The 14,093-nt window shown below is 68.9% G+C and carries 12 protein-coding genes; 7 read left to right on the top strand and 5 right to left on the bottom strand.

Translation table 11 applies throughout. The features are described from left to right. Positions 1 to 4 precede the first annotated feature (4 nt). The 4 genes from sufC to sufB are packed head-to-tail and all read right to left on the bottom strand — an operon-like array spanning position 5 to position 3,726. On the bottom strand, positions 5 to 775 hold the full coding sequence (sufC, locus tag KE274_RS11510) for a Fe-S cluster assembly ATPase SufC (RefSeq protein ID WP_101845421.1): 771 nt from the start codon (positions 773 to 775) through the stop codon (positions 5 to 7). Positions 776 to 778: 3 nt separating this feature from the next. Further along, positions 779 to 1,105 (bottom strand): non-heme iron oxygenase ferredoxin subunit, encoded by a 327-nt coding sequence (locus KE274_RS11505; protein ID WP_211543888.1) that lies wholly within the window; start codon positions 1,103 to 1,105, stop codon positions 779 to 781. Continuing rightward, entirely contained in the window at positions 1,102 to 2,307 is a 1,206-nt protein-coding gene (gene sufD, locus KE274_RS11500; protein WP_211543886.1) for a Fe-S cluster assembly protein SufD, read from the bottom strand. The genes KE274_RS11505 and sufD overlap by 4 nt, the downstream gene beginning before the upstream one ends. Continuing rightward, positions 2,308 to 3,726, bottom strand: coding sequence for a Fe-S cluster assembly protein SufB (gene sufB / locus KE274_RS11495; protein WP_136030161.1), 1,419 nt, complete (start codon positions 3,724 to 3,726; stop codon positions 2,308 to 2,310). 231 nt (positions 3,727 to 3,957) lie between these two features. On the opposite strand from sufB, the gene KE274_RS11490 reads away from it, so the two are divergent. Both KE274_RS11490 and KE274_RS16565 read left to right on the top strand, forming a co-directional pair. Next, positions 3,958 to 5,106, top strand: coding sequence for a COX15/CtaA family protein (locus tag KE274_RS11490; protein ID WP_211543884.1), 1,149 nt, complete (start codon positions 3,958 to 3,960; stop codon positions 5,104 to 5,106). Between the two features lie 66 nt (positions 5,107 to 5,172). After that, entirely contained in the window at positions 5,173 to 5,673 is a 501-nt protein-coding gene (locus KE274_RS16565; protein WP_249186304.1) for a hypothetical protein, read from the top strand. Here KE274_RS16565 and KE274_RS11480 read toward each other — a convergent pair. Then, on the bottom strand, positions 5,619 to 6,524 hold the full coding sequence (locus KE274_RS11480; RefSeq protein WP_211543882.1) for a heme o synthase: 906 nt from the start codon (positions 6,522 to 6,524) through the stop codon (positions 5,619 to 5,621). The genes KE274_RS16565 and KE274_RS11480 overlap by 55 nt on opposite strands. Before the next feature lie 250 nt (positions 6,525 to 6,774). Between KE274_RS11480 and tkt the strand changes: the two genes are divergently transcribed. From tkt to KE274_RS11455, 5 genes are read left to right on the top strand one after another with little or no spacing between them, the layout of a single operon-like run. Next, a complete protein-coding gene (tkt, locus tag KE274_RS11475; protein ID WP_211544924.1) occupies positions 6,775 to 8,871 on the top strand; it encodes a transketolase in 2,097 nt (698 codons plus the stop codon). Next, on the top strand, positions 8,868 to 9,980 hold the full coding sequence (gene tal / locus KE274_RS11470; RefSeq protein ID WP_211543880.1) for a transaldolase: 1,113 nt from the start codon (positions 8,868 to 8,870) through the stop codon (positions 9,978 to 9,980). The genes tkt and tal overlap by 4 nt, the downstream gene beginning before the upstream one ends. Continuing rightward, on the top strand, positions 9,977 to 11,584 hold the full coding sequence (locus tag KE274_RS11465; RefSeq protein WP_211543878.1) for a glucose-6-phosphate isomerase: 1,608 nt from the start codon (positions 9,977 to 9,979) through the stop codon (positions 11,582 to 11,584). The genes tal and KE274_RS11465 overlap by 4 nt, the downstream gene beginning before the upstream one ends. A 21-nt stretch (positions 11,585 to 11,605) precedes the next feature. Next, positions 11,606 to 13,156: a glucose-6-phosphate dehydrogenase gene (zwf, locus tag KE274_RS11460; protein ID WP_211543876.1), complete on the top strand. Its 1,551-nt coding sequence runs from the start codon at positions 11,606 to 11,608 to the stop codon at positions 13,154 to 13,156. After that, positions 13,153 to 14,088, top strand: a complete 936-nt coding sequence (locus KE274_RS11455) for a glucose-6-phosphate dehydrogenase assembly protein OpcA (protein ID WP_211543874.1) — start codon at positions 13,153 to 13,155, stop codon at positions 14,086 to 14,088. The genes zwf and KE274_RS11455 overlap by 4 nt, the downstream gene beginning before the upstream one ends. Positions 14,089 to 14,093 lie beyond the last annotated feature (5 nt).

Below are 14,093 nucleotides of genomic sequence, written 5' to 3'. Positions count from 1 at the left end.
CAGCCTACGCCTCGATCGGGGCGGAGGGGTCGAGGAACCGGTCGTAGCCCTCGTTCTCCAGGCGGTCGGCGAGCTCGGGTCCACCCTCCTCGACGATCTTGCCCGCCACGACGACGTGCACGAAGTCGGGGCGGATGTACCGCAGGATGCGGGTGTAGTGCGTGATGAGCAGCACGCCGAGCCCGGTGGACTCCTTCGCGCGGTTCACGCCCTCCGACACGATCTTGAGCGCGTCGACGTCGAGGCCCGAGTCGGTCTCGTCGAGCACGGCGAACTTCGGCTTGAGCACCTCGAGCTGCAGGATCTCGTGACGCTTCTTCTCACCGCCGGAGAAGCCCTCGTTGACGTTGCGCTGCGCGAACTTCGGGTCCATGCGCAGGTTCGCCATGGACTCCTTGACGTCCTTGGTCCACTGGCGGATCGAGGGGGCCTCCCCGTCGAGCGCGGTCTTGGCCGTGCGCAGGAAGTTCGTCACGGTGACACCGGGGATCTCCACCGGGTACTGCATGGCGAGGAACAGACCGGCGCGGGCCCGCTCGTCGACGCTCATCGCCAGCACGTCCTCACCGTCGAAGGTGATGGAGCCGGAGGTCACCGTGTACTTCGGGTGACCGGCGATCGTGTAGGCCAGGGTCGACTTGCCCGAGCCGTTGGGGCCCATGATGGCGTGGGTCTCGCCCGTGTTCATGGTGAGGGTGATTCCGTTGAGGATCGGGGTGGTCCCCGCCTCGGTCTCGACCGTCACGTGCAGGTCGCGGATCTCGAGAACAGACATTCTTCAGACTTCCTTCGTCACAGCAGGATCGATGAGCACGTCGTCGCCGTCGATCTCGACGACATAGACCGGGACGGGCTCGTAAGCGGGGAGGTTCTGGGGCTTTCCGGTGATCAGGGAGAACGCCGAGCCGTGCGCCCAGCACTCCACCGTGTCACCCTCCACGAAGCCCTCGGAGAGCGAGATGTCGCCGTGGGTGCAGGTGTCGCCGATGGCGTGGATGACGCCCTCGCCGTCCTTGATCACCGTGATCGGCACGCCGCCCGGCTCGACGCGGAGCGGGGTGTCCTGCTCCAGGTCGGACACGGCGCACACCCGCTCGGCGGTCACGCGTTCACCTCGGCGAGCTCGGCCTCGATGGCGGACAGCAGCTCCGCCTCGAGCGTCGGGATGCCGAGGCGCTGCACGATGTCGGTGAGGAAGCCGAGCACCACGAGCCGGCGTGCCTCCTCCTCCGGGATGCCGCGCGCCTGCAGGTAGAACAGCTGCTCGTCGTCGAACCGGCCGGTCGCACTCGCGTGACCGGCGCCCACGATGTCGCCCGTCTCGATCTCGAGGTTCGGGATCGAGTCGGCGCGCGCGCCCTCGGTCAGCACCAGGTTGCGGTTCGCCTCGTACGAGTCGGTGCCGGTGGCGTCCGGGCCGATGAGCACGTCCCCGATCCACACGCTGTGGGCGCTCGCACCCTGGAGCGCACCCTTGTACAGCACGTCACCCGTCGTGTGCGGGCCCTTGTGGTGCAGGTACACCTGGCTCTCGAGGTGCTGCCCGGCGTCGGCGTACGACAGCCCGTACAGATAGCCCTCGGAGCCCGAACCCGCGAGCTCGACGCTCGGGTTCACCCGCACGAGGCCGCCGCCGAAGCTCACCACGAAGTGCTTGAGCGTGGCATCGGAGCCGACGCGGGCCTGGTGCGCCGCGGCGTGCACCGCGTCGTCCTCCCACTGCTGCACCGTGACCACCGTGAGCTTCGCGCCGTCGCGGACGATGATCTCCACGTTCTGCGCGTAGCTGGCGGAGCCCTTGTGCTGCAGCACCACCGTCGCGACGCTGTGCTCCAGCGCCTCGATCACGATGTGGGCGTCGGCGCGCTGCTCGGCTCCGGCCCCCGTGACCGTGACGAACACGGGCTCGGCGACCTCCTCCTCGCGCGGGATCCGCACGTGCAGCGCCTCCGCGCCGCCCTGCCAGGCGACGGCCGCCGTGATGTCCTCGGGCAGGAAGACCTCACCGCGCGGAGCCGTACCGATGCCCAGCGGGCCGGAGAGGTACTGCTCCCCCGATGCGAACGCATAGGTCACGCCCTCGTTGGCCACGGCGGGCGTGAACAGCGGGGTGAGCTGCGCGATCGGCGTGTGCTTCCAGTTCACCTCGCGGCCCGTGGGCGCGCCGAAGTCGTCGGGGTCGTATGAGTGCGGGCGCTCCGAGCGGGTCTGCACCGGGACGAATCCGGCGTCGGCGACCTGGGCGGCCGGGTCGATGTGCGCGTTCGTGTGCTGCGCCTCCGCGGGCGCTGTCGTCGAGGCCGCCATTTAGCCGACCGATCCTTCCATGCCCATCTCGATGAGCTTGTTCAGTTCCATCGCGTACTCCATCGGCAGCTCGCGCGCGATCGGCTCGATGAAGCCGCGCACGATCATCGCCATCGCCTCGTCCTCGGGCATGCCGCGCGACTGCAGATAGAAGAGCTGCTCCTCGCTGACCTTGGAGACCGTGGCCTCGTGTCCGAGCTGCACGTCGTCGACGCGGATGTCGATCGCCGGGTAGGTGTCGGAGCGGGACTTCGTGTCCACCAGCAGCGCGTCGCAACGGACGGTGTTCGCCGAGTGGTGCGCGTTGGCGTCCACGCGCACCTCACCGCGGTAGCCGGCACGGCCACCGCCGCGCGCGATCGACTTGGAGACGATCGACGACTGCGTGTAGGGCGCCATGTGGATCATCTTGGCTCCGGCGTCCTGGTGCTGCCCGGGACCGGCGAAGGCGACCGAGAGCGTCTCGCCCTTGGCGTGCTCGCCCATCAGGTAGATCGACGGGTACTTCATCGTCACCTTGGAGCCGATGTTGCCGTCGACCCACTCCATCGTCGCGCCCTCGTGCGCCACCGCGCGCTTGGTGACGAGGTTGTAGACGTTGTTCGACCAGTTCTGGATCGTCGTGTAGCGCACGCGGGCGTTCTTCTTCACGATGATCTCGACCACGGCCGAGTGCAGCGAGTCGGACTTGTAGATCGGCGCCGTGCAGCCCTCGATGTAGTGGACGTAGCTGTCCTCGTCGGCGATGATCAGGGTCCGCTCGAACTGGCCCATGTTCTCGGTGTTGATGCGGAAATACGCCTGCAGCGGGATCTCCACGTGCACGCCCTTGGGGACGTACACGAACGAGCCGCCCGACCACACGGCGGTGTTGAGCGCTGCGAACTTGTTGTCACCCGCGGGGATGACCGTGCCGAAGTACTCCTCGAAGAACTCCGGGTGCTCGCGCAGCGCGGTGTCGGTGTCCATGAAGATGACGCCCTGGGCCTCGAGGTCCTCACGGATCTGGTGATACACGACCTCGGACTCGTACTGCGCGGCGACGCCGGCGACGAGACGCTGACGCTCGGCCTCGGGGATGCCGAGACGCTCATAGGTCTCGCGGATCTCCTCGGGGAGGTCTTCCCAGCTCTGCGCCTGCTTCTCGGTGGAGCGGACGAAGTACTTGATGTTGTCGAAGTCGATGTCGCTGAGGTCGGCACCCCAGGTCGGCATCGGCTTGCGCCCGAAGAGCTGGTACCCCTTGAGGCGGGTCTTCAGCATCCACTCGGGCTCGTTCTTGAGGGCAGAGATCCCGCGGACCACCTCTTCGGAGATACCGCGTTTCGCCACGGCACCCGCGGCGTCCTCATCGTGCCAGCCGAACTCGTACACCCCCAGACCGTCAAGCTCCGGGCGGTCGATCAGCACATCCGACATGCAACACTCTCCTCACAGGTCCCAAACGGTGTCATCCGCCCCGACACACCTGATCCCCGTCGAGTCTGCGGGAGCGGGTGCCGTTGGTGGGCCCTCATCATCAGCGCTTCCATCGCGCCTAAACTGTTGACGATGCTTCAGCGCTGTCAGCGCTCATCGCAACAATCCGATTCTACAGGTTCCGCCTGGCGGACGGGCCGCGCGCCACGTCGCCGACGAGCCGGAGGACTCATGCCCGAGACGACCATCACCGCCCCTCCGACGAGTCGGACGACTCCGCTTCCGCGATCACGCGGGTGGGGTAAGGCTCTCGCCGTGTTCGCGTGGCTGTCGTTCCTCAGCGAGACCATCATCATCGGCACCGGAGGCGCCGTGCGCCTGACCGGTTCCGGCCTCGGCTGCTCCGACTGGCCGCTGTGCACGCCGGAATCGCTCGTGCCGATCCTCGAAGTGCAGGGCGTGCACGGCATCATCGAGTTCGGGAATCGTCTGATGACGGGGGTCGTGGGAATCATCGCGCTCACGGTCGTGCTGCTCGTGCTCTACACCGTCAACGGGCGCCGCGCCGTCACGAAGGCGCTGTGGTTCGCGCTCGGCGGCATCATCGCCGCAGCCGTCGCCTTCGCGATCGCCTTCCCCTTCCACTTCCCCGCCTCGCCGATCGCCTCGGGCGTGCTGCTGCTCGCCGTCATCGCGGCAGCCGTCCACTCCGTCCGCACCACCGCCACGCGCCGCGACCTGGTGCTCCTGGCGTGGCTCGTGCTGATCGGCGTGGTGGCCCAGGCCCTCGTCGGCGGCATCACCGTGCTGACCGGACTGAACCCGTTCATCGTGGGCTTCCACTACACCTCGTCGCTGCTGCTGGTCTGCATCACGGCGGCGTTCCTGGTGCGGCTGAAGACGGCGCCGGGCCCGCGCGAGCGCGCGGTGCCCGCCTGGTTCGCCGTCGTCACGCACGTGACCGGGCTCGCGCTCGCGGTGACCATCCTGTTCGGCGTCCTCACGACGGGCTCCGGGCCGCACTCCGGCGACGCAGACGTGCTCCGCCACGGCTTCGACGCGACCGTCCTCGCACACGTGCACTCCTGGCCCGGCTACGTCCTGGCCGCTCTGGTGCTGTTCCTCACCGTCACGGCCTGGGCGCTCCGCCTGGAGCCTCGACGGTGGCTCCTCGTGCTGGTGATCGCGATCCTGGTGCAGGTGGGCGTCGGCGTGTGGCAAGCACGCGAGGGGCTGCCCCCGATCCTGGTCGGCATCCACATGGTGCTCGCGTCGCTCTCCGCCGCCACCTACACCGTGGTGGTGCTGCACCTGAAGCGCGCGGCGATCAGCGGCGCGGCGGTGCCCCCCTCCGTCGACCCCGCGCTCACCGCGCGCTGAGGCCGCACAGACGATCCATAGCGCGCGCACCGGGCCCTCATCAGGGCATCGGCCAGGCTGTTCGGCATGCACAGATCAGTCACCAGAAGCATCGGGTTCTGGATTCTCCTCATCGTGTCCCTCGCCGCGATCGGCGTCGGCGGATGGCTCATCGCCGGGCAGATCGGCACCATGACGAGCACGCTGCTCGACGGCACCGCCACGGGCGTGGAGGTCTACGTCGGACAGTCGCTCGTGGTGGTCGGAGCCGCAGTGCTCGGCGCCGGGCTCATCGGCCTGCTGCTCGCGCTCGCCCTGGTGGCGGCGCGTGCGCTCGTTCCCTCCCCGGCACTCGCGCCGGTCGCCCTCGAGCCCGCGGTCGACGAGCCGGTCGAAGACCGGACGCGCGTGCAGGCCGATCCGGCGACGCCGCAGTCGGACGTGATGGCTCCGACGGAGGACGGCGTCATCCGCGCGGACGAGTCAGCCGCGTCCGCCGCCGTATCGGACGCCGCGTCCGACGAGCAGTCCGATCAGAACGGCAGCAGCGGGTCGACCGCGACCGCCACGAAGATCAGCGTCAAGTAGGTGATCGAGGCGTGGAAGACTCGCATCGGCCGCGCCTCGGTCCCCCGCACCGCCTGGTTGTACAGGCGGTGCGACTCGTAGATGAACCAGCCGCCGAACACCAGGGCGGACACGGTGTAGACGAGCCCCATGCCGGCGATCGGCACGAGCAGCAACGAGCAGGCGACGGTGGCCCAGGCGTAGAGGATCACCTGCAGTCCGACCTGCGAGGCGTTGCGCGTGACGCCGAGCATGGGGACGTCGACGTCCTCGTAGTCGTCCTTGTACTTCATCGAGAGCGGCCAGTAGTGCGGCGGCGTCCAGAGGAAGACCAGCAGGAACAGGATGAACGCGGGCCAGTCGAGCGAGCCGGTGACCGCCGACCAGCCGATGAGCACCGGGAAGCAGCCGGCGATACCGCCCCAGATGATGTTCTGCTCGGTGCGCCGCTTGAGGATCATCGTGTAGATGACGACGTAGAAGAAGATGGCGGCGGCGGAGAGCGTGGCCGTCAGCCAGTTGGTGGTGAACCAGAGCCACACGGTCGATGCGATCGCGAGAGTCCACGAGAAGATCAGCGCCCCGCGTGGGCTGACCTCGCCCGTGACCAGCGGCCGGTTCTCGGTCCGGTGCATGTGAGCGTCGATGTCGCGATCGAGATACATGTTGAACGCCCCGGCCGAGCCGGCGCTCATCGAGCCGCCGATGACGGTCGCGAGGACCAGCCAGAGGTTCGGCAGTCCGCCCTGCGCGAGGAACATGACCGGGACGGTCGAGACGAGGAGGAGTTCGAGGACTCGGGGCTTCGTCAGCGTCACGTAAGCGCTCACCGTGCGACCGATGGACGACTTCCGTACGGTCTGATCAGACATCGTCGAGATCTCGATCGCCTCCTCCGCGCGCGTTACGGGACAACCTCTCCAGTGTATGACACGCGATGACGCCGTCCGCGCCGTTCGCCCGCCGGTCGCGACCACCGTCACCGCTATGCTGAAACCACTCGCGCGCCCGATGCTGCGCACACACTCCGCCCGTCCTCGAGACGATGCGGGATGCGCCAGGGAAGTTGCGGATGCGCCAAGGAATACGGGCGCCCTCGAAACTGTCGGAAAGGGCATGAACGTGTCGGAATTGCAGTGGGACGAGATCGATCGGCGCGCGGTGGACACCGCCCGGATCCTGGCGGCCGATGCGGTCGAGAAGGTGGGCAACGGGCACCCCGGCACGGCCATGAGCCTGGCCCCGGCGGCGTATCTGCTCTACCAGCGTGTGCTGCGCCACGACCCCACCGACACCGACTGGCTCGGCCGTGACCGGTTCATCCTCTCCGTCGGACACTCCTCGCTGACGCAGTACGTCCAGCTCTACCTCGGCGGCTTCGGCCTCGAGCTCGACGATCTCAAGGCACTGCGCACGTGGGGCTCCAAGACCCCCGGCCACCCGGAGTACGGGCACACCAAGGGCGTCGAGATCACCACGGGACCCCTGGGCCAGGGTCTCGCGTCTGCGGTCGGCTTCGCGTACGCCGCACGGTACGAGCGCGGGCTGTTCGACCCGGATGCCGCGGCGGGCACGAGCCCGTTCGATCACTTCGTGTACGTGATCGCAGGAGACGGCGACCTGCAGGAGGGTGTGACCAGCGAGGCTTCCTCCCTGGCAGGGCACCAGCAGCTGGGCAACCTGATCGCGATCTACGACTCGAACCAGATCTCGATCGAGGACGACACCAACGTCGCGTTCACCGAGGATGTGGCCGCACGCTACGCCGCCTACGGCTGGCACGTGCAGACGGTCGACTGGAAGAAGAGCGGCGAGTACGTCGAGGACGTCGCCGAACTGTACGCCGCGATCGAGGCCGCCAAGGGCGAGACCGACAAGCCGTCGCTCATCATCCTCAAGACCATCATCGGCTGGCCATCGCCGGGCAAGCAGAACACCGGCAAGATCCACGGCTCCGCCCTCGGCTCCGATGAGCTCGCCGCGACCAAGAAGGTCCTGGGCTTCGATCCCGAGCAGACGTTCGTCGTGGCCGACGACGTGATCGCGCACACCCGTCAGCTAGCTGAGCGCGCCGCGCAGGAGCGCGCCGCCTGGCAGGAGTCGTTCGACGCGTGGGCCGAGGCGAATCCGGAGCGCAAGGCTCTGCTCGACCGGGTGGAGGCGCGAGAGCTCCCCACGGACATCGCGGCCGCTCTCCCGGTCTTCGAGGCGGGCAAGGACGTCTCGACCCGCGCCGCGTCCGGTCAGGTGATCAACGCGCTCGCGGCCCAGCTGCCCGAGCTGTGGGGCGGGTCGGCCGACCTGGCCGAGTCCAACCTCACGACCATCAAGGACGCCGCCTCGTTCATCCCGGCCGAGTGGTCGACGCACGAGTGGTCCGGAAACCCGTACGGCCGGGTGCTGCACTTCGGCATTCGGGAGCACGCGATGGGTGCGATCGTGAACGGCATCGTGCTGCACGGTCCGACCAGGGCGTTCGGCGGCACCTTCCTCATCTTCAGCGACTACATGCGCCCCGCGGTGCGCCTGGCCGCACTGATGAACGTGCCGAGCATCTTCGTCTGGACGCACGACTCCGTCGCGCTCGGCGAGGACGGACCGACGCACCAGCCCATCGAGCAGCTGGCGACGCTGCGTGCGATCCCGAACCTGGCCGTCGTGCGCCCCGCCGACGCGAACGAGACCTCCGCCGTGTGGCTGGAGATCCTCCGCCGCCACGAGGGCCCGGCCGGAATCGCCCTGACCCGCCAGAACATCCCGGTGTTCGAGCGCGGCGACGGCGACGCCGAAGGTGACGTGTTCGCCTCCGCCGCCAACGCCGTCAAGGGCGCGTACGTGCTGGCCGAGGCTCCGAACGGCACGCCGGACGTCATCATCATCGCCACCGGCTCCGAGGTGCAGCTCGCCGTGAACGCACGCGCGGCCCTGGCCGAGGAGGGCGTGAACGTCCGCGTCGTGTCCGCGCCCTCGCTGGAGTGGTTCGCCGAGCAGGACGAGGCCTACCGCGAGAGCGTGCTGCCGTCGTCGGTCACCGCACGCGTGTCGGTCGAGGCCGGCTCCGTGCTCACGTGGCGCGGCATCGTGGGCGACCGCGGTCGCTCGGTCGGCATCGACCACTTCGGCGCCTCCGCCGATTACAAGACCCTCTTCGAGAAGTTCGGCATCACCACCGAGGCCGTCGTCGCGGCCGCACGCGAGACCATCAAGGAGAACGCATGAGCACCCCCACCGCACAGCTCGCCGAGGCCGGCGTCAGCATCTGGCTCGACGACCTCTCGCGCACCCGCATCTCCTCCGGCAATCTCGCCGAGCTGATCTCGTCGCGCAACGTCGTGGGCGTCACGACGAACCCGACGATCTTCGCCAACGCGATCACCGACAAGAACGACACCTCGTACGACGCGCAGGTGGCGGAGCTCGCCGCATCCGGCGCGACCGCGGAGGATGCGGTGTTCGCCGCCACCACGCAGGACGTGGGCGCAGCACTCGACATCTTCCGCCCCGTGTGGGAGCAGTCCGGGCACGTCGACGGCCGCGTCTCGATCGAGGTCTCCCCCGACCTCGCACATGACACCGACGGCACGGTCGCGCAGGCCACCCAGCTGTGGTCCACGATCGACCGTCCGAACCTGCTGGTGAAGATCCCCGCCACCAAGGCCGGCCTCCCCGCGATCACCGCCGCCATCGCGCAGGGCATCAGCGTCAACGTGACCCTGATCTTCAGCCTGGAGCGCTACGCGGAGGTCATCGACGCGTACCTCGCCGGGCTCGAGCAGGCCAAGGACGCCGGTGTCGACCTGTCCACGATCCACTCGGTCGCGTCGTTCTTCGTCTCCCGGGTGGACACGGAGACCGACAAGCGCCTCACCGCGATCGGTACCGACGCGGCAGAGGCACTCAAGAGCAAGGCCGGGCTCGCCAACGCCCGCCTGGCGTACGAGCTGTTCGAGCAGAGCTTCGCCACCGACCGCGCGAAGGCCCTCCTGGCCGCCGGTGCGAACGCGCAGCGGCCCCTGTGGGCATCCACCGGGGTGAAGGACCCCGCTCTGCCCGACACCCTGTACGTCACCGAGCTCGTCGCGCCCGGAGTGGTGAACACCATGCCGGAGAAGACCCTCGAAGCCACCTTCGACCACGGCGTCGTCACGGGCGACACGATCACCGGTGGCTACGACGAGGCGCGCGAGGTGTTCGCCGGGCTCGCGGAGGTCGGCATCGACTTCACCGATGTCACGCAGGTCCTCGAAGACGAAGGCGTCGCCAAGTTCATCGACTCGTGGCACGACCTCCTCACGCAGGTCAACGAGGCGCTGGAGGCACAGCGATGACTTTCGCGATCCACGCCTCGGGTGCCGCGCGCGCCGCGATCGAGGAGACCGTCCCGAGCCTCGTCCACGACCTGGTCGCGTCGCGCATCACGAGCGGTGACGCCACCCTGTGGGGCCCCGCCGCCGAGGCGGAGGCATCGATCCGGCTCGGCTGGGTCGAGGCCGTGTCCGTCTCGCGTCCGCTGGTGGCCGAGATCGTGGCGCTGCGCGAGGAGCTGGCCGCGAAGGGGGTCACGCGGGTCGTGCTCGCCGGAATGGGCGGCTCGTCTCTCGCGCCCGAGGTGATCGCGCAGACCTCCGGCGTCCCGCTCACGATCCTCGACTCCACGGCTCCCGGACAGGTGCTGGCCGCCCTGGACGAGGGCCTCGCCGAGACCGTGCTCGTGGTGTCGTCGAAGTCGGGGTCCACGGTGGAGACCGACTCGCAGCGCCGCACCTTCGAGGCGGCGTTCCGCGACCTGGGCATCGACCCGGTCGAGCGCATCGTCGTCGTCACGGACCCGGGCTCGCCGCTCGACGCGTCCGCGCGGGAGACCGGATACCGCGTGTTCAACGCCGACCCGAACGTGGGCGGCCGCTACTCGGCACTCACCGCGTTCGGCCTCGTGCCGTCCGGGCTCGCCGGCGTCGACATCGAGGAGCTGTTGAACGAGGCGGAGGCCTCGCTGCTCGAGGTCGCCGTGGACTCCGCGGAGAACCCGGCGCTGCGTCTGGGAGCCGCGATCGCCGCCACCACCCCCCGCCGTGACAAGCTCGGCCTCATCACCGACGGCACGCACATCAAGGGTCTGCCCGACTGGATCGAGCAGCTGATCGCCGAGTCCACGGGCAAGGACGGCACCGGCATCCTCCCGGTCGTTCTGCTTCCGGTCTCGCCGGAGCTCGACCCCGTGCCCGGCGACCTGCAGATCGTCCGCCTGGTGGACGACGCGAACGAGTTCCACCTGCACGAGCGCCACGAGGGCGAGATCCTCGTCAGCGGCACGCTCGGCGCTCAGTTCATCGTGTGGGAGTACGCCACCGCGATCGCCGGACATCTGCTCGGCATCAACCCGTTCGACCAGCCCGATGTCGAGTCGGCGAAGGTCGCGGCACGCGGACTGCTCGACGCACGGCCGGAACCCACCGCCCCCGCGTTCGTGGAGAACGGCGTCGAGGTGCGCGTGTCCGATCCTGCCCTTGCCGCGTCCGGCACGGTCGAGGGCGTGCTCGATGCGCTCTGGGCGCAGCTGCCCGCCGACGGCTACGTGTCGATCCAGGCGTACGTCAACCGGCTCGAGGTGCCGCAGCTGCAGGGGCTGCGTGAGCTCGTCGCCGCGGACTCCGGTCGCCCCACCACGTTCGGCTGGGGGCCGCGCTTCCTGCACTCCACCGGCCAGTACCACAAGGGCGGTCCCGCGCAGGGTGTGTTCCTGCAGATCCTGGAGCGCACGGACGTCGACCTCGAGATCCCGGGTCGGCCGTTCACGTTCGGTCAGCTCATCCAGGCGCAGGCTGCCGGCGACGCGGGCGTGCTCGCGGAGCACGGTCGTCCCGTCGTCTCACTGACGATCACGGAGTCCTCCGACGACGTGCTCGCCCTCTTCGAAGCCGCACAGAAGTAACAGCAGGAGAAGCCCTCACCGATGTCTGTTCCCCTCTCGCGCGGGCACAACCCGCTGCGCGACCCCGACGATCGCCGTCTCAACAGGATCGCCGGGCCGAGTGCCCTCGTGATCTTCGGCGTCACAGGCGACCTGTCGCGCAAGAAGCTCATGCCCGCGGTGTACGACCTCGCCAACCGTGGTCTGCTGCCTCCTGGATTCGCCCTCGTCGGTTTCGCCCGGCGCGACTGGGAGGATCAGGACTTCGCGCAGGTCGTGTACGACGCGGTCAAGGAGCACGCCAGAACCCCGTTCCGCGAAGAGACCTGGACCCAGCTGTTGCAGGGCATCCGGTTCGTCTCGGGCGAGTTCGACAACCCGGACTCCTTCCGGAAGCTCCGGGAGACCGTCGAACGTCTCGACGTGGAGCGCGGCACCATGGGCAACCACGCGTACTACCTGTCGATCCCGCCCAAGGACTTCCCGCTGGTGGCGAAGCAACTCAAGGACTCCGGACTGGTCGGTCAGGACGCCGACGACGACGAACGGTGGCGTCGCGTCGTCATCGAGAAGCCGTTCGGGCACGACCTGGAGTCGGCGCGCGCGCTGAACGAGGCGCTGGAGGTCGCGTTCCCCGCGGACTCGATCTTCCGCATCGACCACTACCTCGGCAAGGAGACGGTCCAGAACATTCTGGCGCTGCGCTTCGCGAATGAGCTGTACGAACCGATCTGGAACCGCAACTACGTGGACCACGTGCAGATCACGATGGCCGAGGACATCGGCGTCGGCGGGCGCGCGGGGTACTACGACGGCATCGGCGCTGCGCGCGATGTGATCCAGAACCATCTCCTGCAGCTCCTCGCCCTCACCGCGATGGAGGAACCGATCAGTCTCTCCGCGGAGCATCTGCGCGCCGAGAAGGAGAAGGTGCTCGCTGCCGTGCACGTGCCGGAGGACCTGTCGCTCGCGACCGCGCGAGGACAGTACGCCGGCGGGTGGCAAGGCGGAGAGAAGGTCACGGGCTTCCTGGACGAGGAGGGGATGAACCCCGAGTCGACCACGGAGACCTACGCCGCGATCAAGCTGGAGATCGACACGCGGCGCTGGGCCGGCGTGCCGTTCTACCTGCGCACCGGCAAGCGACTCGGGCGGCGGGTGACCGAGATCGCCGTGGTGTTCAACCGCGCTCCGCAGCACCTGTTCGGCAGGGGCAACGCCTCCGAGCTCGGTCAGAACGCTCTCGTCATCCGCGTGCAGCCCGACGAGGGCGTGACGATCCGGTTCGGCTCGAAGGTGCCGGGCACGGGATCGAACGTGCGCGACGTCACGATGGACTTCGGGTACGGGCACGCGTTCACCGAGGCGAGCCCCGAGGCCTACGAGCGACTCATCCTGGATGTGCTGCTCGGGGATCCGCCGCTGTTCCCGCGGCACGAGGAGGTCGAGCTCTCCTGGAAGATCCTCGACCCGGTAGAGAAGTACTGGGCCGCTGAGGGCGGCCCGGTGGAGCAGTACGCTCCGGGTTCGTGGGGCCCGGCCTCGGCCGATGCCCTGCTGGCCCGCGACGGACGAGTCTGGAGACGCCCGTGATCATCGACCTTCCCGACACGACCGTCAGCCAGGTCGCGAAGCAGCTCGTCAGGGTGCGCGAGGAGGGCGGCGCGGTCGCCCTCGGTCGTGTCCTCACGCTGGTGATCTCCGCGCGCAATGGCGTTGCGGAGGCCGCGATCGATGCGGCGAACGACGCCTCGCGCGAGCATCCGATGCGCGTGATCGTGCTCACCACGAGCGACGGGGAGTCGCGTCTGGACGCGCAGATCCGCGTGGGCGGAGATGCGGGTGCCAGTGAGGTCGTGGTGCTCCACGCCTACGGCGACGCCGCGAGCAACGAGGAGAGCCTGATCACCGGGCTGCTGCTGCCGGACGCGCCGGTGGTGGCGTGGTGGCCCGAGGAGGCACCGACCTCGCCGTCGTCCTCGCCGCTCGGCCGCATCGCGCAGCGTCGCATCACCGACGCGGCGACCTCGCCGGATGTGCGCGACCGCCTCGCCCTGCTCGGCCGCACGCATGCCCCGGGCGACACCGACCTCGCGTGGACCCGCCTCACGCACTGGCGCGAGCAGCTCGCGGCGGTACTGGATCAGCCGCCGTACGAGACCATCACGGCCGTCGAGGTGCGCGGGGCCGCGGCCTCTCCTTCGACCGCGCTCCTGGCCGCCTGGCTGCAGATGGCGCTGGACGTTCCGGTGCGGTGGTCGTACGAGAGTCCGGAGAAGTGGGAGGAGGGCATCAAGTCGGTCCGCCTGACGCGTGCGTCCGGTGACATCCTGCTGGAGCGCCCGTCCCCCGGCATCGCCGTGCTCACGCAGCCCGACCAGCCGAACCACGATCTCCACCTGCCGCGGCGCACGCTGCGCGAGTGCCTGGCCGAGGAGCTGCGTCGGCTCGACCCCGACCTCCTGTACGGTCGAGTGATCACGGACGGCTGGGAGAAGCTGGGTCCGCCCGAGACAGGAGAGTGACGCCG

The sequence above is a fragment of the Microbacterium paraoxydans genome, from assembly GCF_018224615.1.
GTDB classification, from domain to species: domain Bacteria; phylum Actinomycetota; class Actinomycetes; order Actinomycetales; family Microbacteriaceae; genus Microbacterium; species Microbacterium paraoxydans_B.
This window is presented reverse-complemented; position numbering and strand designations above follow the sequence as displayed.

What these genes read in the sequence shown, in the direction of transcription:
- sufC (WP_101845421.1), bottom strand. Translation starts at nt 775, where the DNA reads ATGTCTGTTCTCGAGATCCGCGACCTGCACGTGACGGTCGAGACCGAG.
- sufD (WP_211543886.1), bottom strand. Translation starts at nt 2,307, where the DNA reads ATGGCGGCCTCGACGACAGCGCCCGCGGAGGCGCAGCACACGAACGCG.
- sufB (WP_136030161.1), bottom strand. Translation starts at nt 3,726, where the DNA reads ATGTCGGATGTGCTGATCGACCGCCCGGAGCTTGACGGTCTGGGGGTG.
- KE274_RS11490 (WP_211543884.1), top strand. Translation starts at nt 3,958, where the DNA reads ATGCCCGAGACGACCATCACCGCCCCTCCGACGAGTCGGACGACTCCG.
- KE274_RS16565 (WP_249186304.1), top strand. Translation starts at nt 5,173, where the DNA reads ATGCACAGATCAGTCACCAGAAGCATCGGGTTCTGGATTCTCCTCATC.
- KE274_RS11480 (WP_211543882.1), bottom strand. Translation starts at nt 6,524, where the DNA reads ATGTCTGATCAGACCGTACGGAAGTCGTCCATCGGTCGCACGGTGAGC.
- tal (WP_211543880.1), top strand. Translation starts at nt 8,868, where the DNA reads ATGAGCACCCCCACCGCACAGCTCGCCGAGGCCGGCGTCAGCATCTGG.
- KE274_RS11465 (WP_211543878.1), top strand. Translation starts at nt 9,977, where the DNA reads ATGACTTTCGCGATCCACGCCTCGGGTGCCGCGCGCGCCGCGATCGAG.
- zwf (WP_211543876.1), top strand. Translation starts at nt 11,606, where the DNA reads ATGTCTGTTCCCCTCTCGCGCGGGCACAACCCGCTGCGCGACCCCGAC.